Origin of the sequence: Mesorhizobium sp. LNHC232B00, assembly GCF_000502435.1 — a bacterium.
Classification (GTDB): Bacteria; Pseudomonadota; Alphaproteobacteria; order Rhizobiales; family Rhizobiaceae; genus Mesorhizobium; species Mesorhizobium opportunistum.
In genome coordinates this window covers 1-26,719 of sequence record NZ_AYWP01000050.1, presented here as the reverse complement: position 1 = coordinate 26,719, position 26,719 = coordinate 1, and the positions used below count along the sequence as shown (strand labels likewise).

Below are 26,719 nucleotides of genomic sequence, written 5' to 3'. Positions count from 1 at the left end.
AACGCGCCTGCCCACGCAGTTGCGCGCCGTCGCGCGACTGCTGCCGGCGATCGCGCAGGCTACGGTCATCCGCACGTGGTCCGGCTGCGAGGGTTATGTCAGAGACATGCTGCCGATCATGGGACGCTCGGCGACGACGCCACGCCTGTTCCATGCCTTCGGCTTCAGCGGACATGGCTTCCAGCTCGGTCCGGGCGTGGGCGATGCCATGGCCGAGCTCATCATGACCGACCGTTGCGAAACGCCGCTCGACGATTTCAGGGTCGATCGCTTCGCCCGCGCGGTCTGAAGAAAGCAGCTGGTGACATCCGCGCAGCCGCTGCCGCCTCGATAGCAATACGGCAGCGGGTGTTTGCCGGGTCGAAAATTCCCTATGATAGGGGCTAATCTCCGGCTAGCGGAAACTCGTTGGCGATGGTGACGTGGTGGTGAATGCGGCCCTCGAAATATCTGCCCAGCACCGCCTCGGTCGCGGCGCGGGATTCGTCACGAACGGGGCTGGCAAGGGCCGCGTCGACAGCCGCCATGTCGGGGTAGTTGATGGCCAGGATCATTGGGAATTCCGGCGCGCCGTCGTCGCGCTTCTCTGCAAAGCTGACGCGCACGTCTAGCGCACCGGGGAAGGCCTTCCATTTCGGCAGGACAGTCTCGATCACGTCCCGGCGGAACGCCTCCGTCTGGCCATCCTTCACCTTGCCTTCAAACAGTGCGTAGCGCGTGATCATTTGCCGTCCTCGTCCTTGCGTTGGAAAAATTCCATCAATGCGGCCTGATCCTCGCCGCCCAGTCCGGCGGCTGTCAGCAGCCTGTGCACCTCGGCGCAGACGGCCGTCAGCGGCATCGCCGTGTGTGTCTGCCGCGCCAGATCCTGCGCGGCATTGAGGTCCTTCACCATGTTGTCGATGCGGCCGGTGCGGCGGTAATCGCGGGTGGCGAAGCGCGGCAGGTATTCCTGCAGGATGGCGCTGTCGGCGCGGCCGCCCCTCAGCGCCTGCGGGATCTTCAGCACGTCGACGCCGGCATCCAGCGCCAGCCGCGTCGCCTCCGCCACCGCCATGAAGTTCAGCGCGCACAGCACCTGGTTGATCAGCTTGGTCGTCTGGCCGGCGCCCGCCGGACCCATATGGGTGTAGTTGGCCGCAACATCGCGCAGCACATTGTGGGCATCCTCGACGTCATCCTCTTCGCCGCCGGCCATCAGTGTCAACTCGCCGGTAAGCGCCTTCGGCGCACCGCCCGAGAGCGGGCTGTCGACCCAGCGAAAACCCTTCTCGCATGCATCGGCGGCGAGCTGACGCGTCGCATCGGGCTCGATGGACGACATGTCGATGATCAGCGTGCCTGGCTTCGCTCCAGTCGCCACGCCGCCGTCGCCGAACACCGCGCGGCGCACGATCGCCGCCGAATTGAGACTGAGGATGACATAGTCGGACGCGCCAGCGGCCTCGGCCGCACTTGCCATGGGGGTCGCGCCTCTGGCGACCAGCGCCTGAACCTTGACCTTGTCGAGATCGAACACGGCGAGGCGATTGCCGGTGGCAAGCAGGCGCTCACCGATCGCCCCGCCCATGGCACCAGCGCCGATCAGTGCGACTTTGTTGGTCATGACGGCCACTCCTCGAATTTCGTTGTTATCTCCGCGATAATCTCCTTGAGCGGCGCGTCGATCACCACCCTGATCGCGTTCTCGTCCTTGCCTGGTATCTCCAGCGTCGCGAACTGGCTGTCGAGCAAGCTGGTCGGCATGAAGTGGCCGGTGCGTTCCCGCATTCGACCGGAAATCAGTTCGCGCGAACCGTCGAGATAGATGAACAGCACCGGTGCGCCGGCCCGTTCGGTGATGAAATCGCGATAGGCTCGCTTCAACGCCGAGCAGCCGACGATGACGGGCATTGTGCCTGGACTGAGGGTTTCGCCGACCTTTGCCAACCACGGCCACCGGTCGCTGTCGGCAAGCGGAATGCCGGCGCTCATCTTGGCGATGTTGGCCTCCGGATGCAGCTGGTCACCATCCACATAGGTCGCCGAGATCGCGCGGGCGAGTGCCTCGCCGATCGTTGTCTTGCCCGACCCCGCAACGCCCATGATGACCATGCGGCGGGGCTGATCAGATCGACGCTGTGATGCCGCCATCGACATAGAGGATATGTCCGTTGACAAAGGATGACGCGTCGGAGGCGAGGAAGACGCAGGCCCCGACCAGTTCTTCGACCTTGCCCCAGCGACCGGCCGGCGTGCGCTTTTCGAGCCATCCGCTGAATGCAGGGTCGGCGACCAATGCCGCATTGAGCGGCGTGTCGAAATAGCCGGGTGCGATGGCGTTGCACTGCAGTCCGTGTTTGGCCCAGTCCGTCGCCATGCCCTTGGTCAGGTTACCGACCGCGCCTTTGGTCGCTGTGTAGGGCGCGATGCCGGGGCGGGCAAGTGCGGTCTGCACGCTGGCGATGTTGATGACCTTGCCGCGACCGCGCCTGATCATGTGGCGCCCGACCGCCTGGCCGACATGAAAGACGCTGGCGACATTGGTCTGAAGCAGGCGCTCGAACGCATCGGCGGGAAAGTCCTCGAGGGGCGTGCGGAACTGCATACCGGCATTGTTCACCAATATGTCGATCGGCCCGCCGGACAGCTCGAAAGCATCGATGGCGGAGCGGACCGCGTCATGGTCGGTGGCGTCGAAGGCGAGTGTCTCCGCCCCTTTTATCCGCGCCGCAGCCTCGGCGAGCTTTGCCCCGTCGCGGCCATTGAGGACCACTTTGGCGCCGGCTTCGGCCAGTCCCCTGGCCAACGCAAAGCCGATGCCCTGCGAGGAGCCGGTAACGAGCGCCGTGCGCCCGGTGAGATCGAACAGTGTGGACGACATTTTCCCGATTGCCTCTCGTCGTTGAATGTTGTTATGTTATCGATAACATTGTTGTCAAGTCAGTTGGAGCGAAAACCGATGCAGCGGCCTCACATCCTTCAGGTTGGACCCTACCCCGCATGGGACGAGGAGCCGCTCAATGAAGCGTTCACAGTGCACCGCTATTTCGCGGCCGATGACAAGCAGGCTTTCCTCGCCGAGATCGGACCGCAGGTGCGCGGCATAGCCACGCGTGGCGAGCTCGGCGCGAACCGCGCCATGATCGAGGCCTGCCCTTCGGTTGAGGTTGTTTCCGTCTACGGCGTCGGTTTCGATGCGGTCGATCTCGCGGCATGCCGGGAGCGAGGCGTGCGCGTCACCAACACGCCGGACGTGCTGACCAACGACGTCGCCGATCTCGGCATCGCCATGATGCTGTGCCTGTCGCGTGGCGTGATCGGCGCCGAACGCTGGGTGCGCGACGGCAGCTGGGCGGCGAAGGGCCTCTACCCGCTCAAGCGCCGCGTCTGGGGCCGGCGGGCCGGCGTGCTCGGTCTTGGGCGCATCGGCTACGAGGTGGCCAAGCGCCTGGCGGGCTTCGGCATGGACATCGCCTACAGCGACGTCGCGCCGAAGGATTTCGCCCCGGATTGGACGTTCGTCGCCGATCCGGTCGAGCTGGCGCGGCGTTCGGACTTCCTGTTCGTGACGCTTGCCGCGTCGGCCGCGACGCGCCACGTCGTCAACAAGGATGTGCTTGCGGCACTCGGCGAGGACGGCATGCTGATCAACATTTCGCGCGCATCCAACATCGACGAGGATGCGCTGCTCGACACGCTCGAGGCAAAGGTGCTCGGCTCCGCCGCGCTCGATGTGTTCGAGGGCGAACCGAAGCTCAATCCGCGCTTCCTGGCGCTCGACAATGTGTTGCTGCAGCCGCACCATGCGTCGGGCACCATCGAAACGCGCAAGGCCATGGGCAAACTGGTGCGCGACAATCTTGCCGCCCATTTCGCCGGCCAGCCGCTGCTCACGCCGGTGCTTTAGGCTTGTCTTACGCGGATTCGGACGGAAAACCGCTGCACATTTTTCCTGGAATTGCCCGAGGAGTCTACTGACCATGAAGTCGATCGTCATCCACGCCGCGAAGGACCTGCGCATCGAGGACCGGCCGGTCGAGGCGCCGGGTCAGGGACAGGTGCTGCTGCGTCTCGCCGCCGGCGGCATATGCGGCAGCGACCTGCACTACTACAATCATGGCGGCTTCGGAACGGTGCGCCTCAAAGAGCCGATGATTCTCGGCCATGAGGTCTCCGGCGTCATCGAAAAGCTCGGCCCCGGCGTCGACGGACTGCGGCCAGGCCAGCTGGTCGCGGTCTCGCCGTCGCGGCCCTGCTACAGCTGCCGGTACTGCCGGGAAGGGATGCACAACCAGTGTCTCAACATGCGCTTCTATGGCAGCGCCATGCCGTTCCCGCATATCCAGGGCGCGTTCCGCGAAATGCTTGTGGCGGACGCACCGCAATGCGTGCCGGCCAATGGGTTGAGTGCTGCCGAAGCGGCGATGGCCGAGCCGCTGGCGGTCTGTCTCCACGCGACGCGCAGGGCCGGTGAGATGCTGGGCAAGCGTGTGCTGGTGACTGGCTGTGGGCCGATCGGCCTGTTGTCGATCCTCAGCGCGCGGCGCGCGGGCGCCGCCGAGATCGTCGCCGTCGACATCACTGATTTTACCCTGTCCATGGCCACGCGTGCCGGCGCCGACAGCACGATCAACACACGAACCGATCCGGATGGGCTAGCGCCTTATTTCGCCGACAAGGGCACGTTCGACATTCTCTATGAATGTTCCGGAGCCGCCGCTGCTTTGGCGCTGGGCATCGCGGCGCTGCGGCCGCGCGGCACGATCGTTCAGCTCGGCCTTGGTGGTGCGGAGATGGCACTGCCGATGTCGGTGGTCACCGCCAAGGAACTGTCCATCAACGGGTCGTTCCGCTTCCATCCTGAATTCGCCGTGGGCGTCGAATTGATGCGCAAGGGGCTCATCGACGTGAAGCCTCTGATCACCCACACCGTGGCATTCGCCGAGGCGCTGTCAGGCTTCGAAATCGCCAACGACCGCAGCCAGGCGATGAAGGTTCAGATCGCCTTCTCGTAAGCCGCGACGGTGCGTTGCATTCCGCAGTGATATCGATAACGTATGGCCATGCAGCCTTCGCCAAAACGCCCGACCATGGCCGATGTCGCGCGTCGCGCCAACGTCTCGACGATGACCGTGTCGCGCGCCTTCAAGAGCGATACCTCCATCAGCGCGGACACGCGCGACCGTATCATACGGGCCGCGGACGAACTCGGCTATGTCTTCGACAGCATCGCCGCCAACCTGTCGTCGCGCCGGTCCGGTTTTGTGGCGGTGACGATACCTTCGATCAACAACGCCAATTTCGCCGACACGGTGCGCGGCATGACCGAGGGCCTGCGCGACAGCGGGCTTGAGATCCTGCTCGGCTTCACCGACTACAATGTCGAGGAGGAAGAGCGCCTGGTCGGCCAGTTGCTGCGGCGGCGGCCGGAGGCGATCATCGTCACCGGCGGACGGCACACGCCACGCTGCCGCAAGATGCTCGAGAATGCCGGCGTCCCGGTGGTGGAGACCTGGGACCTGCCGGCCGATCCGATCGGCCATGTCGTCGGCTTTTCAAACGCCGAGGCCGGACGGCTGATGGTCGACCACTTTGTCGCACGTGGCTATTCAAGGCTCGGCTTCATCGGCGGTGACACATCGCGCGACACGCGTGGCCTCGATCGCCGGCGCGGCTTCGTCGCGGCACTGCAGGAACGCGGTCTCGATGGCTCGCGCATCATTGCCTCCGGCGTGCCGCCGATATCGATGCGCGAGGGCGCCACCGCCATGGTCGAGATGATTTCGCGCTGGCCGGACACGCAGGCGGTGATGTGCGTTTCGGATCTTTCCGCTTTCGGTGCGCTTATGGAATGCCTGCGGCGCGGCATCCGCGTCCCCGAGGATGTCGCGATCGCCGGCTTCGGCGCCTATGACCTCGCCGAGCAGTCGGTGCCGTCGATCACCACGATCGATGTCGAGGCGCACGAGATCGGCATCCGTGTCGCCGATCTCGTGCTCGACCTGCTCAACGGGCGCCGGGCGCCTGACGACCGGGTGGTCGTCGGCATGACGCCGAAGGTGATCGCGCGTCATACAGCCTGAAACAGAACGGCCGGCGGGTTGACCGCCGGCCGTTGACCGTCATCGGCGCCTATTTGCCCCAGATCTTCTTGTACTGGTCGCGGTAGCCGTTGCCCGGATCGAAGCGGTTATCCGGCCCGCCGTCGAATTCGACATTGTCCGACGTCACAACATGCAACGGCGAGATGTAGCCCGACCATTTCTCGCCGGCCATGGCGCGGTTGAGCTCGTCGACGAGCTGCCAGCCCTGCAGGTTCAGCGGTNCCGACCATTTCTCGCCGGCCATGGCGCGGTTGAGCTCGTCGACGAGCTGCCAGCCCTGCAGGTTCAGCGGTTCGGCAACCGTCACCTTCTGGAACTGGCCGGAGCGGATGCGCTGGTAGGCCGATTCGGAACCGTCGCCCGCCGCCACGTTTATCGGCGCGTCGGTGCCCGACTTTCCGGCCGCCGCCAGTGACGGTCCCATGAAGTCGAAATAGAGATCGTTGATCGCCAGTGAGTGAGTCCACTGGTCGCCGTATTTCTGCAGCAGCGAGGTGGTGAGCTGCGGCATGCGCTGCGAGGTCTCGGCGATAGGCGTGTCGACATATTCGAGCACCTTGCCGCCGAGATCCTCGATTTCCTTCTTCATGCGGTCGGCCTTGGCGATGGCGATCTGGTAGGTCGAGTCGGTGAAGATGATGACGCCGGGCTTGCCCTTGGCGTCGACGAAAGCCCAGTCGGCGGCAGCCTTCGACACTTCCATCGGATCGGTCGAGACGTTGGCGATGATGCCGAGATCGTCGATCGGGCCGACTGTCGGAGCGGCATGCCATGCCGCCATCGGAATCTTGGCTGCCCTGGCCTGCTCCAGCGCCGGCTTCTGCTCCACGGCATCGAAGCCGTTGATGATGATGCCGTCGGGGTTGAGTGCCAGCGCCTGGCCGAAGGCCGCGGTGCGACCGCCGATGGAACCGGCGCCGTCAAGTGTCTTGACGGTCCAGCCAAGGGCCGCGGCTGCTTCCTCGACGCCCTTGGTGACGCCAAGGATGCCGCCGTTCTTCATATCGGCGCCAAGCACCACGATCGTCTTGCCGGCCGCACCTTTCGGTCCGGTCGTCGGGCCATCCCATTTGTCGACCTTGCTGGCATATTTGTCGACCACCGCCTTGGCCTCGGCCATCGGGTCGGCCAGCGCGTTCGAGGCAATGCCAAGCGCCAGGCAGGCGACGCCGAGCTGAAGGACTGTTCTGCGATGCATGTTTCTTCTCCCATTAAGCATTGTCATTTGTCTTTGTTGGTTGGCTGGTGGCTGGTGGAGGCGGCACGACAGCGCCCCGGCGCCGCTGCGCGTAGCCGGCAATGCCGATCGCGACGAGCAGGGTGACGCCGTTGAAGAGCGGCTCGACCCAGAACGAGCCACCGAATTGCTGGATACCGGAAATGCCGGCGGCGAGGATGACGACGCCGATGATCGTGCCCCAGACATTGACGCGGCCGGGTTTGATGGTGGTCGATCCGAGGAAGGCACCGACGAGCGCCGGCAGCAAATATTCGAGACCGACGCTGGCTTGGCCGATGCGAAGCTTGGAGGCGAGCAGCACGCCGCCAAGCGCCGTCATCGCGCCGGAGGCGACGAAGGCGCCCATGACGAATTTCTGCACCGGTATGCCGTTGAGCGCGGCGGCCTTGGGATTGGCGCCGATGGCGTAGAGGTAGCGCCCGATTGGCATGTATTCGAGCACAAGCCACATCACCAGCGCCAGGACGATGACGTAGTAGCCGGTGATCGGCAGGCCGAACAGCATCGTGCCGTTGAGGGCGAGAAAGCCTTCGGGAAGCACGCCGACGACTTGGCGCCCGCCCGTGTACCACATGGCCAAAGCATAAAGCACGGTGCCGGTGCCGAGCGTGGCGATGAAGGAATCGATGCGCGCCACCTCGACCAGCAGGCCGTTGATAAAGCCGGTGACGACGCCGAGCAGCAGGACGATCAGCACCGCGATCGGCCAGGGGATGCCGAAGGCGGTCTGCAGGCTAATGGCCAGGATATGCCAGAGCACGATGCCGTAGCCGACCGTCAGGTCGATGCGGCCCGAAGCCATGGGGATCATCGCCGCCAGCGACAGCAAGGCGATGATCGCCTTGTCGGAGACGATGGAACGCAGATTGAGCAGCGTCGGGAAGGTGCGCGGCAGGAGCAGCGAGAACAGCAGGATGAGCAGCAGCGTCAGGATCGGCAGGCCGTAGACCGGCAGATAGCGCGCCGCCTTCTGGCCAAAGCTGAGCCCGGAGAGTTCCGAGCGGGTCGGCTCCAGCGCCGTCGATTTGATCGAGTTCATGGATACTCCTCAGGCGGCTTCGGACACGGAGGCGGCATGGATAAGCGCCGCAGTCGTCAAGGCATCGCCGGCCAGTTCTCGCACGATGCGGTTGTGCGAGAAGACCAGCGCGCGATGGCAGATATGGGCGACTTCCTCGAAATCGGTGGAAACGACGACGACCGCCAGCCCGGCTTCGACGGCTGCCGCGATCAGCCGATAGATTTCGGCCTTGGCGCCGACATCGACACCCGCCGTCGGATCCTCGGCGATCAGCAGCTTGCGCCCTGTCGCCAGCCAGCGGCCGACGACCACCTTCTGCTGGTTGCCGCCTGACAGCGCCTCTATCGGCAGATGCGGATCGTTGGGCCGCAGCCCGAGCCGGGTACCGAGTTCCTGCGTAAGTTCGCTTTCCCGCGCTGGCGTCATGAAGGAGAAAAGCCCGCGGCCGGCGGCGGACGGGTTGAGATACATGTTTTCGCGCACGGACAGCGACAGCGCCACCGACTCCTCGGTGCGGTCGCGCGCAATCAAGCCCACACCGGCGGCAAGGGCTGCACCGACCGAGGACAGGTCGAGGCGTTTGCCGTCGAGCGATATAGTGCCGTCGAAAGGCTCGGCGCCGAACAGCGCGCGGCCGACGGCCTCCTGTCCAGCACCACGCAGGCCAACCAATCCGAGAAGTTCGCCGGACCGCGCCTCGAAGTGGACCGGTCCGATACTGCCGCAGCGCAGGTCCTCGACTTTCAGCCGCTCGGGTCCGTCCTGCCAGCGCGACTTGGCGAACATCTGGTGCGCCGGGCGGCCGACGATGAGATCGACCAGTTCCTGCGGCGTCGTCTCGGCGACCGGCTCGACTGCCACCATGCGGCCGTCCCGCATCACGGCGACCCGGTCGGCGATGCGGAACACTTCATCCAGGCGGTGCGAGACATAGATCATGCCGACGCCGCGCTCGCGCAACGGTCGCAGTGCCTGGAACAGGCGTTCGACCTCGTCCGCGGGCAAGCTTGCCGTCGGCTCGTCGAGCACCAGCACGTCGGCTTCGGTAGCGAGCGCGCGGGCGATGGCCACCAGCGATTTCTCGGTGCGGGAAAGATCCTGGACGCGCGTCGCCGGATCGAAGGCGCAGCCGACCAGGGCCAGGGCGCTCTCGGCGCGACGCTCTGTGTCGCGCCAGTCGATCAAGCCAGAGCGGCGCGAGAAGCCTTGCGCCATGCCGACATTCTCGGCCACTGTCATCCATTCGATGAGGCCGAGATCCTGATGGATGAAGGCGACCTTCTGCGGCTGGTTCGGGCGCGGCGGGCGGTGGTGGTAGTCCTCGCCGCGAAACCGGATTGTTCCCTGGTCGCGCTTGTAGATGCCGGCCAGCGTCTTGATCAGCGTTGACTTGCCGGCGCCGTTCTCACCCAGCAGCGCAACGATCTCACCCTCGTGGATATCGAGCGAGACCGACTTCAACGCCAGGGTGCCGCCGAAGCGCTTGGAGATGTCGATGAATTCTATGAGTTTGGGCCGCATCCATGGCCCTCCCAAGCCAACAAACGGACTGAATTGCCATCGATGTTATCGCTAACATTTTTGCAGGTCAAGTCTTGAAAATGCCTGGCAGCGAAGGCTAACGATAGGCCGGTTTCATGGAGGACAAGGCATGTTCGGAGATATCGAGGGCGCTCGTTTCGAGGTTTTCGACGAGCGGTTCGAGAGTTGCTTCGTCGGCCACGTGGCGGTCGAGCGGCTGTGGACCGGAGGGCGCTGGCTGGAGGGTCCGGCCTGGTTCGCGGCTGGGCGATATCTGGTGTTTTCGGACATCCCAAATGACCGCATGATGCGCTACGACGACACCAATGGAGCCGTCTCGGTCTTCCGCGCGCCCTCCAGCAACGCCAACGGCAATACAGTCGACACCGAAGGGCGGCTGGTGACCTGCGAGCACCGGGCGCGGCGCGTCACCCGCACCGAGCATGACGGGTCGATCACGGTGATCGCTGATCGTTTCGAGGGCAAGCGGCTGAATTCGCCCAACGATGTGGTGGTACGTTCGGACGGCACGGTGTGGTTTTCCGATCCACCCTACGGCATCACGACGGATTATGAGGGCGACCGCGCCGAGCAGGAGATCGAGGGCTCCCACGTCTACCGTGCCGACCCTGCAACGGGCGCAGTGGCACGCGTCGTCTCGACGATGGCGAAGCCCAATGGTCTCGCCTTCTCGCCGGATGAGACGATCCTTTATGTCGGTGACACCGGTGTCACGCATCAGAAGGACGGGCCGCGGCACATCCGCAAGTTCGCCGTCGAGGGCACCGCGCTCAAGGAACTCGGCGTCTTCGCGACCTGCACGGCTGGCCTGTTCGACGGCTTCAGGGTGGATACGTTTGGCCGCGTCTGGGCAGGCACTGGCGATGGCGTCCATTGCTTCGACCCCGACGGCACGTTGATCGGCAAGATCCGCATTCCGGAGACGGTGGCGAACCTCACCTTCGGCGGCCCGAAGCGCAACCGCCTGTTCATCACGGCACGGCAGTCGCTCTATTCGGTCTTCATCGTGGCGAATGCGGCTGCGCGATCTTGAGTCCTCGGAAGGCCTCTAAACTGGCTGAAGAAAATCGGGAACTCGCTCAGAAATCGCCTCTGCCGACCCGGTGCTCCCAGCTGCTGGAACGGTCGAACTCTCGTGCCTATGAGACGGCAGTTTGTCCCAAGCGGACTGTCCCGAGAGGGGTTCGAGTCGACGTCGTGAGCCATTTACAAAAAAGCGCAATAAATCAGAGTTTTAAAGGTTAGTTTTGGTGGGCCCGGAGGCTCATCATTCAGTTTCCATGCAAGCGCTGAGTCAGTTCTGGGAGGTCAATCTACATTTTGCGCTGCGAGCGCGGCCGCAATGGCGCCGGAAGCAGACCGGCAGCTTCCGACCGGGAAACATCGATGCGGCATCCAGCTTAGCGTGGGCGTGGTGCTCCGGCGCTAGTACCGCAGTCGCGTAAGCCTTCTAGGTCGAGATCGTCGCTGATTACCCATTAATCGCAATACGCGAGCACCGACATGACGCCAACGTAGGAAGGCTAGCTTTCGTGAATGCTTCTCCTGGTGGCAGAACTCGGAGACGGTCATCAACTGCAGTCCCTTGCACGATGAGTTTGGTCTTAGCCATTGCGCACGTCGTAACGGCGTCGCAATCCAAAGCTTATGGACTGTCGCTGCTGCAGATCGGTGTCAGCTCTCCATATCAGGATCGTTTGAGTTTTCCACAACGATGCGACCCCAGTTGTCGGGCATTACATCAGCGACCGACTGCGAAAAGGTCCAATTGTGGCCGGCGAGGTCACGGCAGGAATATTGACGCTCGCCATAGGGATGGCTCGTTGGCCTGCTGAGAATGGCTGCGCCATGCCGCGCGGCTCGCCTGTGGTGCGCGTCGACATCCTCGACGCGTACCATCACTGCGAATGGCCCACCTGTCCGCGTCAGTCCGCCAGACTCCAATTCTGTGACAACGACGGCGCCGTCTGCGAAGCAGAGCTGGGCACGGTGATTGCCGATCATCAGCCGTATTTCGAAGCCGAAGGCCTCGCAAAGCCACTGGCTGGCCGTCTCAACATCGGGATACGAAAGCGCCGGTATGACCGTGCTCGCGGGCATCGAGCGATTGTCGATCATGATCATCTCCTATGCTGCCTTGAAAGGGTTAAGGCTCTCAGCTAAGAGCCTTCAACTGTAGGGCGACCAACATTGTTGGCGAGGGCCGTTATAGGGCTGATAGCTGTTGTCCCAGGCGCGGTAGGAGACGTAGCGCTCGTAACACCAGCGCACATGTGCTGCTTCCAATCGGATCGCCGGACTTGGCGCTACCGGTGCGACGGTCGCCGCCGCGACACCGGCGGCAAAGGCGGCTGCCGGGAACCAGTAGCCATTGTAGTAGCGATAGCCTGGCCGCACGCGGACATAGCCGCGATAGCCATTGTAGTAGTATCCGCCGCCAACGACGTAGAAGCCACGCCGAAACCAGACCGGCGTCGGCGCTGTGATGACCGACGCCGGGGCAGAGGCCTGCGTGACCGGCAAGGCCTCGGCCGGCGAGGCGAGCACTGTGGCGCCAATCATCAAACCGCAAAATGCCGTGATTGTCCGTTTCATCTTTTCACTCCTGTGGATGGGGTCGAAGGGTTGGGATTACTGACGTCGGAGCGCCCGCAGTTCGGAGATCGAAAGCGAGCCATCGCCGTTCGTGTCCGCCTGCAGCAACCGGCCGGGAATGAAGGCGGCAAACTCGTCGCGCGAAATCTTACCGTCGCCATTGCGGTCAATGCGGCCGGCCTGGGCCTGGAAGCCCGCGAATTGCGCGGCCTGGAAGTCGCGCTTCGACTTCACCTGTTCCACCGCGGTGCGCACTTCGCCCGCGTCGAGCAAACCATTGTTGTTGGCATCCATCCGGTCGAACATCTGCGCCCGCGCGGCCTGGATTTCGCTGAATTCGAGCTTGCTGTCGCCGTTGGTGTCTATGCGCCGGAAGAGTTCCCTGGCACCGCCGTCCGCCGCACAGGCGCTGGCGGTGCAGAGCAGCACGCCAGCAAGAGCCATGACGATCTTGTTCATATTGATCTCCGCATTGGGGCGGATGGTCCGCCGCGGACCGTCCTTGCAGAGGCTTCTACGCAGCGCCTGTGGTGGTCCTACGCAACGCGAGATGATTTTTTCGAGGTGCGGCCAGCACGGCCGCCTATCCCCGCCGCGATAGAGAATTCAAGGCCGGCAAAGAATCTTGCGTGTCGAGCGTAGGAGCCCGGCACTCGCTGCGTATCGGTCGGCAGTCGCCCCCGCGGCCTGACAATGAAAGGACATCATCATGAAACGCTCAGTACTGATTGCGGCCTTGCTCATCGGGCTTGCACCGCTCTGCGCGGCGCAGGCGCAGGACATGCCGGGCCAGCGCATTCTGCAACGGATCGACACCAATCGCGACGGCACCATCTCCAAGGATGAGATGACTGCCGCCCGCGAGCGCTTGTTCAGGAAGCTCGACCGCAATGGCGATGGCGTCATCGACGAGAAGGAGATCGAGAGCGCCCGCCAGGCGGTCAAGGATCGCGCCGAGGTGGCGCAGGCGCGGCTCGGCAGCCGCTGGCGGCGCATGGACGCCAATGGCGACGGCAAGGTCTCTGAACAGGAATTCGCCAGCAGCATGCCTTTGTTCGGCCTCGCGGACCGGGACGGTGACGGCAAGCTCTCGGCCGACGAGATCGCCTCCGTCCGCAAGCTGATCGCCGAGCACGCCAACTGATGATCGGAAGCTCTCATTCCTTTACAAAACAAGGAGTACGACATGTTGTCTTCGGTAAAGATTGCGATTCTATGTCTCGGTACGATGCTTGCCTGGTCGGCCGTTTCGCCGGCTTCGGCTGAGGAGTGGCAGCGCCCCACAGCGCATGGCGGCGAGATCAGCCGCAGCGTGACCAAAGACGGCGGCGTCTATACCGGCTCGACCACCCGAACCGGTCCGAATGGCGGCACCTACACGTCGAGTTCCAAATGCGTGGGAGCCGTTGTTGACCGATGTGCCCGCAGCTATTCTGGCACTGGGCCGAACGGGCAGTCCTTTTCGGGAAAACGAGTGTCGGCGCGCGGGCCGTTCCGGGGCCGCTCGGCCGGCAGCTTCACCGGCCCGAACGGCAACACGGTCCACGGCTTCCGCCGCTGGCGGCACTGACATCTGGTGTGATGGATTTGGTTCCGAAATTCGTTTCTGTGCTCCCCCTGATCGATGCGAATTTCGGATTCGCCGAACCAGCAGTCTCGTCCGTGGATGCCCGCCGCCGTGCGACATGATGAGCCCCGAGGCGACGATGAGCTTCTGGCGCGCATCGCCGCGGGCAGCCAAAGCGCGCTGTCCGAGCTTATCGCTCGCCATGGCCGTGGGCTGCGGATATTTGCCGCGCGCTATCTAGGCAATGCCGGCGACGCCGAGGATGTGGTGCAGGAGGTGTTCGTGAGCGTCTGGAAAAAGGCCGCGCGGTTCGATCCGGTCAGAGGGCGGGCTTCGACCTGGCTCTACCGGATCACTGCCAACCGTTGCATCGACCAGCGTCGACGCAGGGCGCTACGCGGTTTCATCGGGCTGGACGACATAAGGGACGAGGTCGCGTCGCCGGAGGCGGATGCCGAAGCGACGACCGCGGCGCGGCAGGAACTGGCGATCGTGCGCGACGGGCTCTCGCGCCTGCCGGAACGGCAGCGCATGGCGGTGCTGCTGAGGGCCGTCGGCGACCTCGACATCGCGGCGATCGCCGAGGTGATGGGCAGCAGCGTCGGCTCGGCCGAGCAATTGCTTGTCCGCGGACGGCGCGCGCTCAGGGATCATTTGGCAATGGCGGCCGTGGGCCGCGAAAGGAAGTCCTCATGACACGGGACGAATTTGAACGATGCAGGCGCCGCTTCGGCGATACCGTCGAAGCATGGCCGGCGCCTTTCCGCCAGCAGGCGCTGGCCTTGATGGCGGTGGAGCGGAATGACGATCCCGATGCCGCGCTCGACCGCCTCGTGCTCGAGGCGGCGCTGACCGATGGCGACGACCAGGAACTGGCTAGTAAGGTGCTGGCTCGCATCGAAACCGGCTCGGCTGGCCCCTCCTTCCTGCCGCGCCTCCTTCTGAGTCCAGCCGGGTTCGCGGCATGCGCCGCTGCTGTGGTCGTGGCGGTGACGCTGGCCGGCTACCAGGTGGCGCGGCTGCAGGACGATCCGTCGGATACGGAGCTTCTTGCGTTGGCGTCGGGATCGTCATTGGCCGATGGCGGTGTTGTCGCGGATGATCCGGCAGAGGAGGGCTCGCTTTGAAGCGTTCCTGGACATGGACGGCGACGCTGGTGCTGCTCGCCCTTTCGCTCGCCGTCAACTTCTTCCTGGTCGGTTATGCCATGCACGGCCTGCGCCAGGGCGCGGCGGCGCGCGTGCTGTTGTCGGAGATTGCCAGCAGCTATCCGCCCGAGGTGAGGAAGGAGTTCCGTGGCGTGCTGCGCGACAACCGCGCGCGCACCTTCCAGGCACTGCGCGAACTGCGTGCCGCGCGCGCCAATCTGGCAGCGGCACAAACAGCCAAACCCTTTGACGAAGCGGCGGTGAAGGACGCGATGGCGGCGGTGCGCAGCGCAACGACCAACCTGCAGGCGACCATGCAGGACTATCTCCTGGCCGCGCTAAAGAATGTCAACGCCAAGCCCGCCGTGGGAGGTTGAGGCGCGACGGCCCTACTGGCGGCACAATCGTCGCCGACCTATGTCGATATCCAACGGTCTGCGATCGCGATGATGGAACAATGCGGCACGACAGGCTTGTCCTGACTCTGCTTCGGCGCGAGCTCTCGGCTGGCTTGCGCTCGATGCGCTGCCGCGACATTGCCTGGATCGTCGCCGGCGGTGCGGCTCTGCTTGCCTATGCCATCGCTGACATCGTTCTCGCTTTGCAGGCGGCTGCAGCCACGCTGCGGCAGGAGCAGGCGCTGTGGCTGCTTGGTTTGCCGGGCGCGCTTCTCATTCTTGGCGGCTTCGCTGGCAACGCGCTCGCCAGGCTTTGCTTGTCGCGCGCCTTCGCGCCGTTCTTGAAGGCGTTGCCGCTCTCTCTTCGGGAGCGCCGGCGCATGGCGACGGTGGCGATATTTGCGATGGGCGTTCCGCTTGTCGTGGCCCTCATGGCGGCGGTCGGTCTTGGCTGCGCCGTCATCGCAAAACCGCTGGCGCCGGTCTGGGGTCTGGGCGCCGCGATCCTGTTTGCCGCCGGCCTGTGGGCGGCAGCCGGCTGGCGGCTGCGCGGCCGGGACACGATCAGCCTCGACGACAAGGCCGGCCCGCTGGGCGATGGGCGTAGGCGCCGTCCATGGCTCGGTGCTTTCGACCGTTCGGCACCAGCCTGGCTCTCCAGCTGGGCCTTGGGCCTGCCGGCTGGCCATGTGCGCGCGTCCTGGCGACTGGTGGGGGCGGCCGTCTTCTTCGGTTTCGTCGCGGCCCTTTCCGCAGCAATCAGCCTCGTTCATCACGACGCCGTGCCGGCGGCCATGGCGGGCCTGACCGGAGGCCTTCTCGTCTTCATGCTGAGCGCGCGCTTCCATCCGCTCGGCTCGCCGGTACTGCGCACGGCTCCAATCGGCTTTGTCAGGGCGTGGCTGCGGCTGGCGCGGCTGCCCCTGCAATTGTCGCTTGCCTTCTTTCTCATGCCGGCGGGTGCTGCCCTGGCGGCGGAGCCATCGGCTTGGACGATGCCGCTCGCCAGTGGCTTGTGGCTGCTGGCGCTGAACGGCGCCTATGCGGTGTTCGCCGCCTATTTCATGACGGCGCCGTTCGTCGCCGCGCTGAGCTTCCTCGGCGCCATCGCCTACACCAGCTACGAATCGCTCGAATATGGGCGCACGGTGCTGATCGGCTTTGCCGCCCTTGTCCTGTTCCTGTGGCACCGGGCGCAACGGAGATACCGCCATGGATAGCAGCGAGATACTGGCGGTTCGCGGGCTCAGCGCCGGCTACCGTGGCCACGCGGTCGTCAGCGGCATCGATCTCTCGCTCGGCCGGGGCGACATCCTTGGCCTGCTTGGCCCAAACGGTTCAGGCAAGTCCACCTTGCTGAGAGCGATCAGCGGGCAGATCCGGCCGTTGGCGGGAAGTGTCGTGATCAACGGCGTCGACCTTGGCGATGCACCGGAGCGCGCCAAGTCCGGCTTCGGTCTCGCCATCGATCCGCCCGACCTGCCGGGGGCGCTGACCGGCCGGCAATATCTCCAGCTCGTCGCCTCGATCCGCTGCTGCGCCGAGAACGACTGGCTTGGCGGCAATGTCGCCGAACGGCTCGGGCTCAAGCGCTGGATCGACCGGCTAATCGCTGAATATTCACTCGGCACGCAGGCCAAGATCGCTATCGCCGCGGCTCTGCTCGGTGCGCCACCGCTGCTGATCCTCGACGAGTCCCTGAACGGCCTTGATCCGCTTGCCGCCTTCGAGGTCAAACGCGTCATCCTTGCGTTGGCGGCGAGCCGCCACCAAGCCGTCATCATCTCCACCCACGTGGTCGAAGCGGTTCCCGGCTTGTGCAACCGTGCGGTGCTTCTGGCCGAGGGCAGCATTGCCCGAGAGTGGAATGCACGGCAGTTGGCCGAGGCCAGTCACGCGCCGGGCGCCTTTGAGCTCCACGTTATGCAGGCGCTGTCGGAACCCATGAGCTGGCGAAGGAGGTAGTGGCAAAGGCATCCCGAACTACCGGAATGAGGCGCAAAGCTGCCAACGGGGTGTAAGTAAATGGCTGGCTCAGCTTCTTGAATCAATGTGGGCGAACCGCTTCGCAACCCATCGACAAATAAAGATATGTTGGTCGCCGAGGATCAGCGTTTTCTACAGTAAATACGTTAGCGGATGGTTCGCCAAGAAATGGGGCGGAAGCAGCAGCCCGGACGTTTCGGGCATGGGGCCTTCAAAAGCAGACTCTCAGTTCGGCGCGAGCATCGTCGCGAGTGAACGATGCAGACTCTGTCGCTGCTTTTCAGAACCGGGTAGACCGCTCCGCCGGTTGGGGCGACTTCAAGCCGTGGCAAGAGCATTCAGGATTAGCCGGAAGACGTGCCGCGGTCTCCAGCGCAACCCGCGAGGCTGTCATAGAGAGGCTCGGCAACACGTCTTCCTGCAGCAATGCCTGGCGATTGCGGTCCATATAGTCGTTGAAACCTGCGGTCACGAACGCAAGAGGCACGAAACACGCGCCTATCTCGCGCGACAAGGTGGCCTCAGGGGCGATCGAATGGTTGAGCACATCCGCCCCCAGGTTTCGAAACGCCAAGGCTTCGGCCGGGGTGGTCAGCCGCGGACCGTAACAGTGGCCAGCGACCAACTGCTGCTCGATGCCATGAACGCGGCATTCGGCTGGCCAATGACGGCGGGCGGTTTCGACCAGAACCGCCGCACATCTTGGGCAGACGATCTGCTTGCCCGAGCAATCGAAGCTCTGGCGGCCGGGAAGCAGTGAAGACGGGGTCTGCGTCAGTTCGATGATATCGGCGTTCACGACCATGTCGCCGGGCTTGATCGCCTTGTTGACGGCGCCGATGGTCGAGCAGGACAGCACTTGCCTCACACCCGCTTCCATCAAGACCCAGAACGCGCGGCGATGACAGGAATGGTCTATATGGTCGCGGGGATTGCCGTGCGAATACATGCACAACGCACGTTTCGTTTTGCCCTCGAGGGTAATCGACGCATCGAACTCGAGCAGCTTCCAGTTGTCGCTGCGACCGAAAGGCGTTTCAAAACTCATGTCGCGCCGCAAGGTGCGCACACTCTCGAATTTAACATCTTCCGGGAAGGCAAGCCCCCAGTTGGCCGATCCGGTGATGATTGCCAGCCCCACCTGAGGGATGTCCGTTGAATGATACGCCGGAGCAACGGCTGCGTGATGATTTGTCGGCATGTTTCCAGTCTCGGTCATGATTTTTGGCGAAGGCTCACGATCAGAACGGCGACCAAGACGATGACGGTCCACAATGTCGAGATCGCCGCAATGGTCGGGTCGATCTGATCGCGCAGCGACAGGAACATAAGCTTCGGCAACGTGCTGTTTTGACCGCTGGCGACGAAGATCGAAATAACGGACTCGTCCAGTGAAGTCAGGAAGGCCATCAACGTGGCCGACAAGAGACTGATCTGAAGCTGCGGGACGATTATTCCGCCAATGGCTCTCGCCCAGTTTGCGCCGAGGCTGCGCGCTGCCTGCACCTGGTTCCAGTCAAAGCGCGCCAGTGCGGGCAACAACACAATGCAGGCGACTGGAATGGCCAGCACCACATGCCCGACCAGCACGCCGAACAGCGTTCCGACCAGATGTTGCGCCGCCAGCACAAAGAAGAGGCCGATCGCAAGCAGGATGCCCGGCACGATGGACGGGGTGAGCAGAGCGCCCTGAATGGCCAAGGCGGTCCTTCCGCCGAGCCGGTTGATCGAGATGCAGGCCAGCAGCGCCAGGGGCACTGCGAGCGTCGCCGTCAATGTCCCAAGGATCAGGCTCGTCCTGAGCCCGGCCATCCATGTCGCCGAACCGAAGAAATTCTCGTACCAGCGCAACGAGTATGCGCGCGGCGGAAACTCGAGGAGATCGGACGCTGAAAAGGAGAGCGGCACGACCACCAGCGTCGGCAGCATCAGGAACGCCAATATGAGCGCGCAAAAGCTCCACAGGAGGATACGGGCCAGCCTGTTGTCCGGATATGCTTCAAGCATGGGCTGTACCGAATTTGTTGCGCGCCATCACTCGGCGCGCCGCCAGGAACATCACGCCGATCAGCGCCATGAGAACGAGGAGCAGAATGCCCAGGACGCTCGCCGATCCCCAGTCCTGAAAGGTCGACAGCGTGCGCTCGATCCGGATGGAGAGAGGATTCACCTTGCCGCCACCGAGCACCGCCGGCGTTATGAAGAAGCCTATGGTGTAGATGAAGACGATCAATGAGCCCGAAACGATGCCGCTGGCCGAAAGCGGCAGAATGACGGTGCGGATCGTTTGCCCAAGCGTGGCGCCCATGCTCGCCGAGGCGCGAACAAGGTTGGCGTCGATATCGCGCATCGCGGCATAAACGGGCAGCAGAAAGAGCGGCAGCATGTAGTGAACCATGCCGATGAGCGTTCCGGTGAAGTTGTAGACCAGCGGCAATGGCTCGGCCGTCAGGCCTGAACCCGTCAAAGCCGCGTTGATCAGGCCATCGCGCCGCAACAGGACGAGCCAGCCATAGGTGCGCACCAGAATGGAGGTCCACAAGGGCAGCATCACAAAGGCCATCAGCAAATTGGCGACCCTTGGCCTCGCGCTGGCCAGGGCGAGCGCCAGGGGGGTACCGAGTAGAATGCAGATCGCAAGCGTCCCCAGGGACAGTTCAAGGGTCGTGACCAGCGCCGACCATGTCAGTCCGCTCGACAGCACCTTCTCGTAATTGCCGAAAGTGTATTCGCCCCCCGTGCTCAGGAAGGATTGCCGGATGATCCAGACGATGGGCAGTATCGCCGCCAATCCGACGATGAAAAGCGCAGGCAGTGAAAGCGAGAGAAAGAACCGCCGCTCGCCTCGAGCGTCTGCCGCGAGCGCAGGATCGGCAAGCACGGTCACGCTACCACTCCCGGTATCGCGTGAACTTTCGCTGCTGGTGCATAGGCGGTCACCCGCTGACCGGCGGCAAGTTCGGCGCAGTCACTGGCCAGCGCCGCCGGAATGCAGACAAGAACTTCTTGCCCACCATCAAGTGCTAGCGTCAAAAGCCAGTTCTCGCCGCGAAACGCCTTGGCGCGCAGCGTCCCCTCAAGCAGCACCCCGTCTCGCCCGACGAGCTTCGCATCAAGATGGAAGCTTTCTGCGCGGATCATCAGCGTCTCGCATGACGCGTCGGCGCCGTCTATTCTGCGCACCGATCCCGGGGCTACAATGTTGGCTTCACCCATGAACTCTGCGACAAAGCGGGTCGACGGACGATCATAGATCCACTGCGGCGTGTCGATCTGCTGAAAACGGCCGGAATTCATCACCGCAATCCGATCTGACATGATCAGTGCTTCGCGCTGGTCATGCGTCACATAGATCGTGGTGATCCCCAGATCATCGTGCAGACGCCGGATCTCGTACTGCATGGTTTCGCGCAGATTTTTGTCGAGCGCCGACAACGGCTCATCCATCAGCATCACGCGTGGCTCGAAGACGATCGCCCGCGCCAACGCCACCCGCTGGCGCTGGCCGCCGGACAATGCGGCAATGTTGCGCTCTGCCAAACCTTCGAGCTTCACGCGGGCCAAAGTGTCGAGCGCCCTCTGGCGGGCCTCGGATTTCGGCGTCTTGCGCAGCACCAAGGGATACTCGACATTTGCCAGAACGCTCATGTGTGGAAACAGGGCATAGTTCTGGAAGACTATGCCGATGTCCCGCTTGTTGGGGGCCAGGCGGGTGATGTCGCGATCACCCAACAAGAGTTTACCGCGATCCAGCCGTACAAAACCGGCCAGGGCCATGAGCAACGTGGTCTTGCCCGATCCGGACGGCCCTAGCAGCGTAAGGAATTCCCCAGCCTGAATGTCGAGCGAAACATCATCCAGCGCGACATAAGACCCATAGGTCTTGCGCACGCCGTGGATGGTGATCGGGAGCGACTTCATGATGGCTCCAGCGTTGGAAGCTGACGAATTCAAGACTCAGCGGTTCATCATTTCATCAAAGGCCTTTTGGGCGACCTCGCCGTTCTTGACCCACCAGCCGGCATTTGAGAACACCGAAGTGCCTGCGTTTTCAGGCGCGGTCGCCAGGGTCTTCAGACGGTCTTTGGGGATAAGGCCACCCTCATAGCCGGCAGGATTGACCGGTCCATAGGCGATGAAGTCGGTCAGCTTCGCCACGCGGGCGGGCTGTGTCATCGCCGCGATGAGCTTCATGGCCGCTTCCTTGTTCGGCGCCCCCTTCGGCACCGCCAGGCAGTCCGTGCCGATGACGGAACCCTTGAACGTGTAGTCGGCCGCGCCGCCATCGGCTTTCACGGTCTGGGCTCGTCCATTCCAGGTAACCAGCAAATCCGCCTCGCCGTCTTTCAGCAATTGCGCGGACTGCGCTCCCGAGGTCCACCAGACCGAGACATTCGGTTTGATCGCTTCAAGCCGCTTGATGGCGCGATTCAGACCCTCTGGCGTGCTGAGCACGGGATAGACGTCGGCCGGCGCCACGCCGTCGGAGAGCAGCGCGATCTCTATCAGATCCTGCGCATTGGCGCGCAGGGCGCGACGGCCCGGGAACTTGGCGACATCCCAGAACTCCGCCCAGGTCTTCGGCGGGTTCTCGCCATAGGTCTTGGTGTTCCACGACATGACGGTGCCATAGGAGTCGAACGGGTAGCAGTAGTCGGACTTTGCGCCGTCCGGCACGGACTTTGGATCGATGATCTTGTAGTCGAGCGGCTCCAGCAGCGACTGTGCGGCGGCCTGCGCACCTTCCGGTGAGCCCAGGTGGATGATGTCTGTCGAGACCGCGCCCGAGGTGACCTGCATCTTGAGCGCTGCCAGGCCGTCGCTCTGCGTCTCCTCGCGGACATCATAGCCAAGCTCTTTTGCAGCGGGGGCCCACATGGCCTCCTTTATGGCGTTGCCATAATCACCGCCTGCGGTCGTGATGGTGACCGTCTGGGCCGAAACGGGCAAGGCAACGGTGACCGCGATTGCGGCCAAGGAAATGCGTAGCCAAGACATAGGTTCTCCTCCCTAGGATTTCATTGAAATGTCGCTAAAAAGGCGCTATTTCTGTTAATCGTAACGTTACGATTGCATCGAAAGATATTGGAGTCAAGTTGCTTTGGCAAGAGCTTGGATTGACCGTGAGTTGGAATCCGGTAACGTTGCGACGCTCTGCATCAGCCGGCGCTTTCGCAAATGAATTCAGGCGACAATGGCCAATCTAAAACAGATCGCGGCGGAACTTTCCCTTTCAGTGACCACGGTATCGCGCGCTCTCAAGGACGGGCCGGAAGTGCATCCCTCGACCACGGCGCGTGTCAAGGAGGTGGCGAAGCGGGTCGGCTATGTCCCGAACCATCATGGTCGCGCGCTGAAAACCGGACGAACCCTGACCTTGACGGCAGTGCTGCCGATGGAAACGCGCGACTACCTTTCCGATCTGGCGAAGCTCCCTCTGGTCGAGGGCATGACGCTGGCGGCGAGGAGAGCGGGTTATAGTCTATCCATCTATTCCACCACGCCCGACGACGACCCGGTCGAAAGCGTGCAGCGCCTGCTTCAGGCGCATAGCGCGGACGGCCTCATCATCACACGCCTGGTGTCGGGTGATCCGCGCGTCAAGCTGCTGCTGGATGAACGCATCCCCTTCGTCGCGTTTGGAAGAACCGACCTGGATACCGCGTATCCTTATGTCGATATCGACAATGAACAGATTGCCTACGAGGCAACCCGACGGCTCATGGACAAGGGCTGCCAACGTATTGCGCTGCAGCTCCTCGTTCCGGAGGATCAGGCGAGCACCATGCGTCTCGCCGGCTATGGAAGGGCGATGGCAGAGGCCGGACTTCCGATAGATCAGTCGCTGATCGGGCACGGCATGTTCACGGTGGAATCGAGCGCAGCTTGGTTTGATCGCCTGCTAGCCTCGTCAGATCCGCCGACAGGCTTGGCATGCGCCAACGAATTGGGTCTTTTAGGGGCGTTACACGCTCTCGGCAGGCGGGGTCTTGAGCCGGGCCGTGACGTCTACATCGTCACTCGTGACAGCACGCGGCTTGCACGGTTCCTGCCGGCGAAGATCGGCGTTCATTTCGTGGACATAGCGGGTGTCGGACGCAAACTCGTCGAACTCCTGGAGAGCCGGATCGCCAATCCGCTTGGGCCGATCGCGACAGTCTTGTTCAAAGGTGAGTTCGACCCTGGCGAATAGTCGGACCGAAAGAAGTCGGTGACCGCGATGTCCGCACGAAAAGCACGTCGGTTTACCTCTTTGTCCGAGATGAGGCGCATTGCGGCCGTTCGGTAGGAGATAAATGCGGTCAGCGAGTGGCTGGATTAACTTCATGAATCAATTTGGGCGAACCGCGTCGTAACCCATTGGCAAATAACGATTTATGTTGGTTGCCGAGAGACCTTTTCGACGGAAAATCAATGTGTTGGCGTCTGGTTCGCCAACCCGTTTCCTTTCTATTCTCCCGTATGGTCTGGCGAATCTAAGAACACAGAAGTGATCTTTAGCTTAGAGATATCGACTATTTTAACGTGGACGTCGATCGCTCACCGCAGCTCATAGTTTGCGCATGCCGAATGCCCTGTGAGGTTGTTGCCTCCCCTTTAGTTGGGCCATGCCTTCCCCTTTGAATGACCAATACGGGGCCAAGTGGGCTGACCGCCAACGGGCACCACCGAGCAGTTCCGTTTCAATCCAAGTCGTACCTCGCGGCTTACGCTGCGCATTCAGTGAGCGTGAAAAGATGCGATGGTGCTTATCCAAGCTTCGTGTTCTGCTCGCGGGAAAAGATGATTGTCTGGATCAGCCCTCCTCCCTGCCTGTTCTCAAGCCTTATCGATCCTCCATAGCGCTCGATGATCTCCTTGGCGATGGCGAGGCCTAGTCCCGCACCCGGAATGAACTGCGTGCGCGCGGGATCGACCCGGAAGAAAGGCTCGAAGGCCTTGTTCAGGAGGGCGGCCGGAATGCCAGGGCCGCGGTCGGCGACGGTGAGAACCGCTTGGCCGCTCCGCCCTGTAACCGAGACGGTGCAGTTTTTGCCGTGCGTCGCCGCGTTCACGATCACGTTCCGCAAAGCCCGGCGCAGGCCGAGCGCACCGGCTTTGACCGACACATGATCGAGATGGTCGATCGTCACCGCATGACCGAGCGAGACCATCTCGACCTCGATATCGCGAACCAGCCTGTCCAGTTCCACCGGTTCGACTGCGTCCTGGTTCACCTCCTCGCGCACCAGGCGGATGGCGCTGTCGGCGATGCGGTCGAGTTCGTCAAGATCGCTCAGCCATTTCTCGCGATCTTCTTCGAGGAACTCAGCGCGCAGCCGCATTCTGGTCATCGGCGTCCTGAGATCATGGCCGGCCGCCGCCACCAGGCGCATGCGGCTTTCCATCGCCGTCTTCAGTCTTGCCGACAACTCGTTGAGCGCATGGGCGGTGGCCCTCACCTCGGCCGAGCCTTTTTCCGGCAACGTCGCAAGCATGCCGTCCGATCCGATCTTGGTGACCGCGGCTTCCAGCATCTCCAGCGGCCGCACCAGCACGCCGGTAAAGTAGATCGAAACAGGCGTGGCGCCGAGCACGATGAGCACCATCCAGCCCGCCAGGCCGAACCAGACATCGCGTGGCGGACCGAAATCGGGAACGTCGACGATCATCCAGCGATGGTCGGGCAGCTCGACTGAAGCGACCATTCCGGGTTTGCCGGCATTGCGGCTGACCACGGCCGAAACATCGAGGCCGTTCTGCCGAAGGATCTCGTTCAGCACCTTTGTGTGCTTAAGATCCTCGAAACCGTCTGCCGGGCGGTCCCTTACGACGATGGGCGCTTCGCCGGCATTCGGCACGTGACCGGGAACCAACTGTACCATGTACTGGATCTGGTGGGCGAGCGGACCCATGATGAGTTCGGGCGACGGCCCGCCGAGCACCTTGACCGCCACGAAGGTGGCGAGGCCGACCACGCCGAGGATCGACACGACGAGAAGGATGATCAGCCGCCGGCGCAGCGACGTCATGCCCCGGTCTCCGCTGTCGGGACGCGGTAGTCCGTCGTCTCGACGCGCGCGGTCAGCTGATAACCGCCATTGCGCACGGTCTTGAATAGGCTGTCCTCGCCCGCCTCGGCGAACTTCCGGCGCAGCCGGCTCATCAGCACGTCGACGGACCGGTCGAGCGGCTCGCGCTCGCGCCCCTGCGTCAGGTCGAGCAATTGGTCGCGCGACAAAAGCCGCCCCGGACGGTCGAGGAAGACCTGCAGCAGATCGAACTCGGCTCCGGTAAGCTCGACCGGTGCGCCATCGGCATCCATCACCTTTCGCGTGTCCGGCTCCAGCCTGTAACCGGCGAAACGATAGACGCGAACCTTGGGCGGGGCGGCTTCCTCCGACGCCGAACGCCTGAGCACCGCGCGGATGCGGGCCGAAAGTTCGCGCGGGTTGAACGGCTTGCCAAGATAGTCGTCGGCGCCGAGCTCCAGCCCGATGATGCGGTCGACATCCTCCTTCAGCGCGGTCAGCAGGATGACCGGAATGTGCGGCTTGCGGTCACGCAGGCTCCGGCAGATGTCGAGCCCGGAGCCGTCCGGCAGCATGACGTCGAGCACGATGAGGTCGAACTGGCCGCAGCCGAGCTTCTGCTCGCATTCGCGCCGGTCCGCGGCCACCGACACACGGAATCCCTGACCGTCGAGATAGCGCCCGAGCAGAGTCCTGATCTCGCGGTCGTCGTCAACGACCAGGATGTGGGATTGTACCTGCATTCTTCGCCCGCTTGTCCTTTCGTTTGTGATTATAGGGAGTGACGCCGCCGAGCGGCATGGAAAATTGCAACGGAACGTTTCCGCAGCGCCAACGGAAACGTTCGGAAACAAATCTCCCTTTTCCGGAAACCTTCGGCAACGCGCCGAAGCAAAGCGGAAAAAGACGCTTCTTATCCTTCCAGCATCCGAAGCATGCAGGAAAGGATCACGTCATGCGCAGCAGACTTCTGGCGCTTAGCCTCTTCTCGGTGGCGGCCGTCCACCCCGTGTTCGCCGCACAGCCGGCGCCTGGCGCAGCCCCCGGGGACGAGCCGCCGGCAATCGGCCGGCAGGACGACGCGAGGCCTGGTCCGATGCCTTGGCACGGGCCGCGCCGGGCGA

30 protein-coding genes are annotated in these 26,719 nt (G+C 63.3%); 13 read left to right on the top strand and 17 right to left on the bottom strand.

The features are described from left to right. A partial coding sequence (locus X743_RS0137545; protein ID WP_156934566.1) for an FAD-binding oxidoreductase occupies nucleotides 1-289 on the top strand: 289 nt, incomplete at its 5' end. A gap of 94 nt (nucleotides 290-383) precedes the next feature. Here X743_RS0137545 and X743_RS139110 read toward each other — a convergent pair. From X743_RS139110 to X743_RS139125, 4 genes are read right to left on the bottom strand one after another with little or no spacing between them, the layout of a single operon-like run. Continuing rightward, the gene (locus tag X743_RS139110; RefSeq protein WP_023769180.1) at nucleotides 384-725 is read right to left on the bottom strand and encodes a hypothetical protein; all 342 of its coding nucleotides are present in this window, start codon (nucleotides 723-725) and stop codon (nucleotides 384-386) included. Continuing rightward, nucleotides 722-1,606, bottom strand: a complete 885-nt coding sequence (locus X743_RS139115; RefSeq protein ID WP_031250489.1) for an NAD(P)-dependent oxidoreductase — start codon at nucleotides 1,604-1,606, stop codon at nucleotides 722-724. The genes X743_RS139110 and X743_RS139115 overlap by 4 nt, the downstream gene beginning before the upstream one ends. Continuing rightward, nucleotides 1,603-2,094 (bottom strand): gluconokinase, encoded by a 492-nt coding sequence (locus tag X743_RS139120; protein ID WP_023769178.1) that lies wholly within the window; start codon nucleotides 2,092-2,094, stop codon nucleotides 1,603-1,605. Before X743_RS139120 ends, X743_RS139115 begins: the two co-directional genes overlap by 4 nt. Before the next feature lie 13 nt (nucleotides 2,095-2,107). Beyond that, on the bottom strand, nucleotides 2,108-2,863 hold the full coding sequence (locus X743_RS139125) for an SDR family oxidoreductase (RefSeq protein WP_023769177.1): 756 nt from the start codon (nucleotides 2,861-2,863) through the stop codon (nucleotides 2,108-2,110). A 78-nt stretch (nucleotides 2,864-2,941) separates the two neighbouring features. Here X743_RS139125 and X743_RS139130 point away from each other — a divergent pair, with 78 nt between their 5' ends. From X743_RS139130 to X743_RS139140, 3 genes are all read left to right on the top strand, one after another. Beyond that, the gene (locus X743_RS139130; protein WP_023769176.1) at nucleotides 2,942-3,889 is read left to right on the top strand and encodes a 2-hydroxyacid dehydrogenase; all 948 of its coding nucleotides are present in this window, start codon (nucleotides 2,942-2,944) and stop codon (nucleotides 3,887-3,889) included. A 73-nt stretch (nucleotides 3,890-3,962) separates the two neighbouring features. Beyond that, nucleotides 3,963-4,997, top strand: coding sequence for an L-idonate 5-dehydrogenase (locus X743_RS139135; RefSeq protein ID WP_023769175.1), 1,035 nt, complete (start codon nucleotides 3,963-3,965; stop codon nucleotides 4,995-4,997). A 48-nt stretch (nucleotides 4,998-5,045) separates the two neighbouring features. Beyond that, nucleotides 5,046-6,065 carry a LacI family DNA-binding transcriptional regulator gene (locus X743_RS139140; protein ID WP_031250491.1) on the top strand — a complete coding sequence of 340 codons (1,020 nt, stop codon included), beginning with the start codon at nucleotides 5,046-5,048 and terminating at the stop codon, nucleotides 6,063-6,065. Nucleotides 6,066-6,114: 49 nt separating this feature from the next. Here X743_RS139140 and X743_RS139145 read toward each other — a convergent pair whose 3' ends face one another. The 3 genes from X743_RS139145 to X743_RS139155 are packed head-to-tail and all read right to left on the bottom strand — an operon-like array spanning nucleotide 6,115 to nucleotide 9,868. Next, nucleotides 6,115-7,284, bottom strand: coding sequence for a substrate-binding domain-containing protein (locus X743_RS139145; protein ID WP_023769173.1), 1,170 nt, complete (start codon nucleotides 7,282-7,284; stop codon nucleotides 6,115-6,117). A gap of 13 nt (nucleotides 7,285-7,297) precedes the next feature. Continuing rightward, nucleotides 7,298-8,365, bottom strand: a complete 1,068-nt coding sequence (locus X743_RS139150) for an ABC transporter permease (protein ID WP_013894030.1) — start codon at nucleotides 8,363-8,365, stop codon at nucleotides 7,298-7,300. Between the two features lie 9 nt (nucleotides 8,366-8,374). After that, entirely contained in the window at nucleotides 8,375-9,868 is a 1,494-nt protein-coding gene (locus X743_RS139155; protein ID WP_023769172.1) for a sugar ABC transporter ATP-binding protein, read from the bottom strand. Between the two features lie 130 nt (nucleotides 9,869-9,998). Here X743_RS139155 and X743_RS139160 point away from each other — a divergent pair, with 130 nt between their 5' ends. Then, complete coding sequence (locus X743_RS139160; RefSeq protein WP_023769171.1) at nucleotides 9,999-10,922, top strand: SMP-30/gluconolactonase/LRE family protein; 924 nt, start codon at nucleotides 9,999-10,001, stop codon at nucleotides 10,920-10,922. Between the two features lie 641 nt (nucleotides 10,923-11,563). Here the strand turns inward: X743_RS139160 and X743_RS139165 are convergent. Genes X743_RS139165 through X743_RS139175 form a run of 3 tightly spaced genes read right to left on the bottom strand, consistent with a single transcriptional unit; the run spans nucleotide 11,564 to nucleotide 12,943 of the window. Then, complete coding sequence (locus X743_RS139165) at nucleotides 11,564-12,007, bottom strand: VOC family protein (protein ID WP_031258759.1); 444 nt, start codon at nucleotides 12,005-12,007, stop codon at nucleotides 11,564-11,566. 51 nt (nucleotides 12,008-12,058) lie between these two features. Further along, nucleotides 12,059-12,484 carry a BA14K family protein gene (locus X743_RS139170; RefSeq protein ID WP_031258757.1) on the bottom strand — a complete coding sequence of 142 codons (426 nt, stop codon included), beginning with the start codon at nucleotides 12,482-12,484 and terminating at the stop codon, nucleotides 12,059-12,061. Nucleotides 12,485-12,520: 36 nt separating this feature from the next. Further along, entirely contained in the window at nucleotides 12,521-12,943 is a 423-nt protein-coding gene (locus tag X743_RS139175) for an EF-hand domain-containing protein (RefSeq protein ID WP_023769168.1), read from the bottom strand. A gap of 250 nt (nucleotides 12,944-13,193) precedes the next feature. Between X743_RS139175 and X743_RS139180 the strand changes: the two genes are divergently transcribed. The 7 genes from X743_RS139180 to X743_RS139210 all read left to right on the top strand — a co-directional run bounded on the left by X743_RS139180 (nucleotide 13,194) and on the right by X743_RS139210 (nucleotide 17,562). Beyond that, nucleotides 13,194-13,628 (top strand): EF-hand domain-containing protein, encoded by a 435-nt coding sequence (locus tag X743_RS139180; RefSeq protein WP_023769167.1) that lies wholly within the window; start codon nucleotides 13,194-13,196, stop codon nucleotides 13,626-13,628. Between the two features lie 42 nt (nucleotides 13,629-13,670). Beyond that, nucleotides 13,671-14,054, top strand: coding sequence for a hypothetical protein (locus X743_RS139185; protein ID WP_031258755.1), 384 nt, complete (start codon nucleotides 13,671-13,673; stop codon nucleotides 14,052-14,054). 96 nt (nucleotides 14,055-14,150) lie between these two features. Then, nucleotides 14,151-14,747, top strand: a complete 597-nt coding sequence (locus X743_RS139190) for a sigma-70 family RNA polymerase sigma factor (RefSeq protein WP_023769165.1) — start codon at nucleotides 14,151-14,153, stop codon at nucleotides 14,745-14,747. Next, nucleotides 14,744-15,178: a hypothetical protein gene (locus X743_RS139195; RefSeq protein ID WP_023769164.1), complete on the top strand. Its 435-nt coding sequence runs from the start codon at nucleotides 14,744-14,746 to the stop codon at nucleotides 15,176-15,178. Before X743_RS139190 ends, X743_RS139195 begins: the two co-directional genes overlap by 4 nt. Beyond that, on the top strand, nucleotides 15,175-15,576 hold the full coding sequence (locus X743_RS139200) for a periplasmic heavy metal sensor (protein WP_023769163.1): 402 nt from the start codon (nucleotides 15,175-15,177) through the stop codon (nucleotides 15,574-15,576). The genes X743_RS139195 and X743_RS139200 overlap by 4 nt, the downstream gene beginning before the upstream one ends. 80 nt (nucleotides 15,577-15,656) lie before the next feature. Next, nucleotides 15,657-16,817, top strand: a complete 1,161-nt coding sequence (locus X743_RS139205) for a hypothetical protein (RefSeq protein WP_023769162.1) — start codon at nucleotides 15,657-15,659, stop codon at nucleotides 16,815-16,817. Next, on the top strand, nucleotides 16,810-17,562 hold the full coding sequence (locus X743_RS139210) for an ABC transporter ATP-binding protein (RefSeq protein WP_023769161.1): 753 nt from the start codon (nucleotides 16,810-16,812) through the stop codon (nucleotides 17,560-17,562). The genes X743_RS139205 and X743_RS139210 overlap by 8 nt, the downstream gene beginning before the upstream one ends. A 301-nt stretch (nucleotides 17,563-17,863) precedes the next feature. Here the strand turns inward: X743_RS139210 and X743_RS139215 are convergent, their stop codons facing one another. Genes X743_RS139215 through X743_RS139235 form a run of 5 tightly spaced genes read right to left on the bottom strand, consistent with a single transcriptional unit; the run spans nucleotide 17,864 to nucleotide 22,581 of the window. Then, the gene (locus tag X743_RS139215; RefSeq protein ID WP_031258753.1) at nucleotides 17,864-18,784 is read right to left on the bottom strand and encodes a 5'-methylthioadenosine phosphorylase; all 921 of its coding nucleotides are present in this window, start codon (nucleotides 18,782-18,784) and stop codon (nucleotides 17,864-17,866) included. Nucleotides 18,785-18,798: 14 nt separating this feature from the next. Next, nucleotides 18,799-19,590: an ABC transporter permease gene (locus X743_RS139220; protein ID WP_023769159.1), complete on the bottom strand. Its 792-nt coding sequence runs from the start codon at nucleotides 19,588-19,590 to the stop codon at nucleotides 18,799-18,801. Continuing rightward, nucleotides 19,583-20,470, bottom strand: coding sequence for an ABC transporter permease (locus tag X743_RS139225; RefSeq protein WP_023769158.1), 888 nt, complete (start codon nucleotides 20,468-20,470; stop codon nucleotides 19,583-19,585). The genes X743_RS139220 and X743_RS139225 overlap by 8 nt, the downstream gene beginning before the upstream one ends. Beyond that, nucleotides 20,467-21,504: an ABC transporter ATP-binding protein gene (locus X743_RS139230; protein WP_023769157.1), complete on the bottom strand. Its 1,038-nt coding sequence runs from the start codon at nucleotides 21,502-21,504 to the stop codon at nucleotides 20,467-20,469. Before X743_RS139230 ends, X743_RS139225 begins: the two co-directional genes overlap by 4 nt. Before the next feature lie 36 nt (nucleotides 21,505-21,540). Next, entirely contained in the window at nucleotides 21,541-22,581 is a 1,041-nt protein-coding gene (locus tag X743_RS139235) for an ABC transporter substrate-binding protein (protein ID WP_023769156.1), read from the bottom strand. Nucleotides 22,582-22,777: 196 nt separating this feature from the next. Between X743_RS139235 and X743_RS139240 the strand changes: the two genes are divergently transcribed. Then, nucleotides 22,778-23,776 (top strand): LacI family DNA-binding transcriptional regulator, encoded by a 999-nt coding sequence (locus X743_RS139240; RefSeq protein ID WP_023769155.1) that lies wholly within the window; start codon nucleotides 22,778-22,780, stop codon nucleotides 23,774-23,776. A 556-nt stretch (nucleotides 23,777-24,332) separates the two neighbouring features. Here the strand turns inward: X743_RS139240 and X743_RS139245 are convergent. Beyond that, a complete protein-coding gene (locus X743_RS139245; protein ID WP_023769154.1) occupies nucleotides 24,333-25,595 on the bottom strand; it encodes an ATP-binding protein in 1,263 nt (420 codons plus the stop codon). Continuing rightward, nucleotides 25,592-26,338 (bottom strand): response regulator, encoded by a 747-nt coding sequence (locus X743_RS139250; RefSeq protein WP_023769153.1) that lies wholly within the window; start codon nucleotides 26,336-26,338, stop codon nucleotides 25,592-25,594. The genes X743_RS139245 and X743_RS139250 overlap by 4 nt, the downstream gene beginning before the upstream one ends. Nucleotides 26,339-26,719 lie beyond the last annotated feature (381 nt).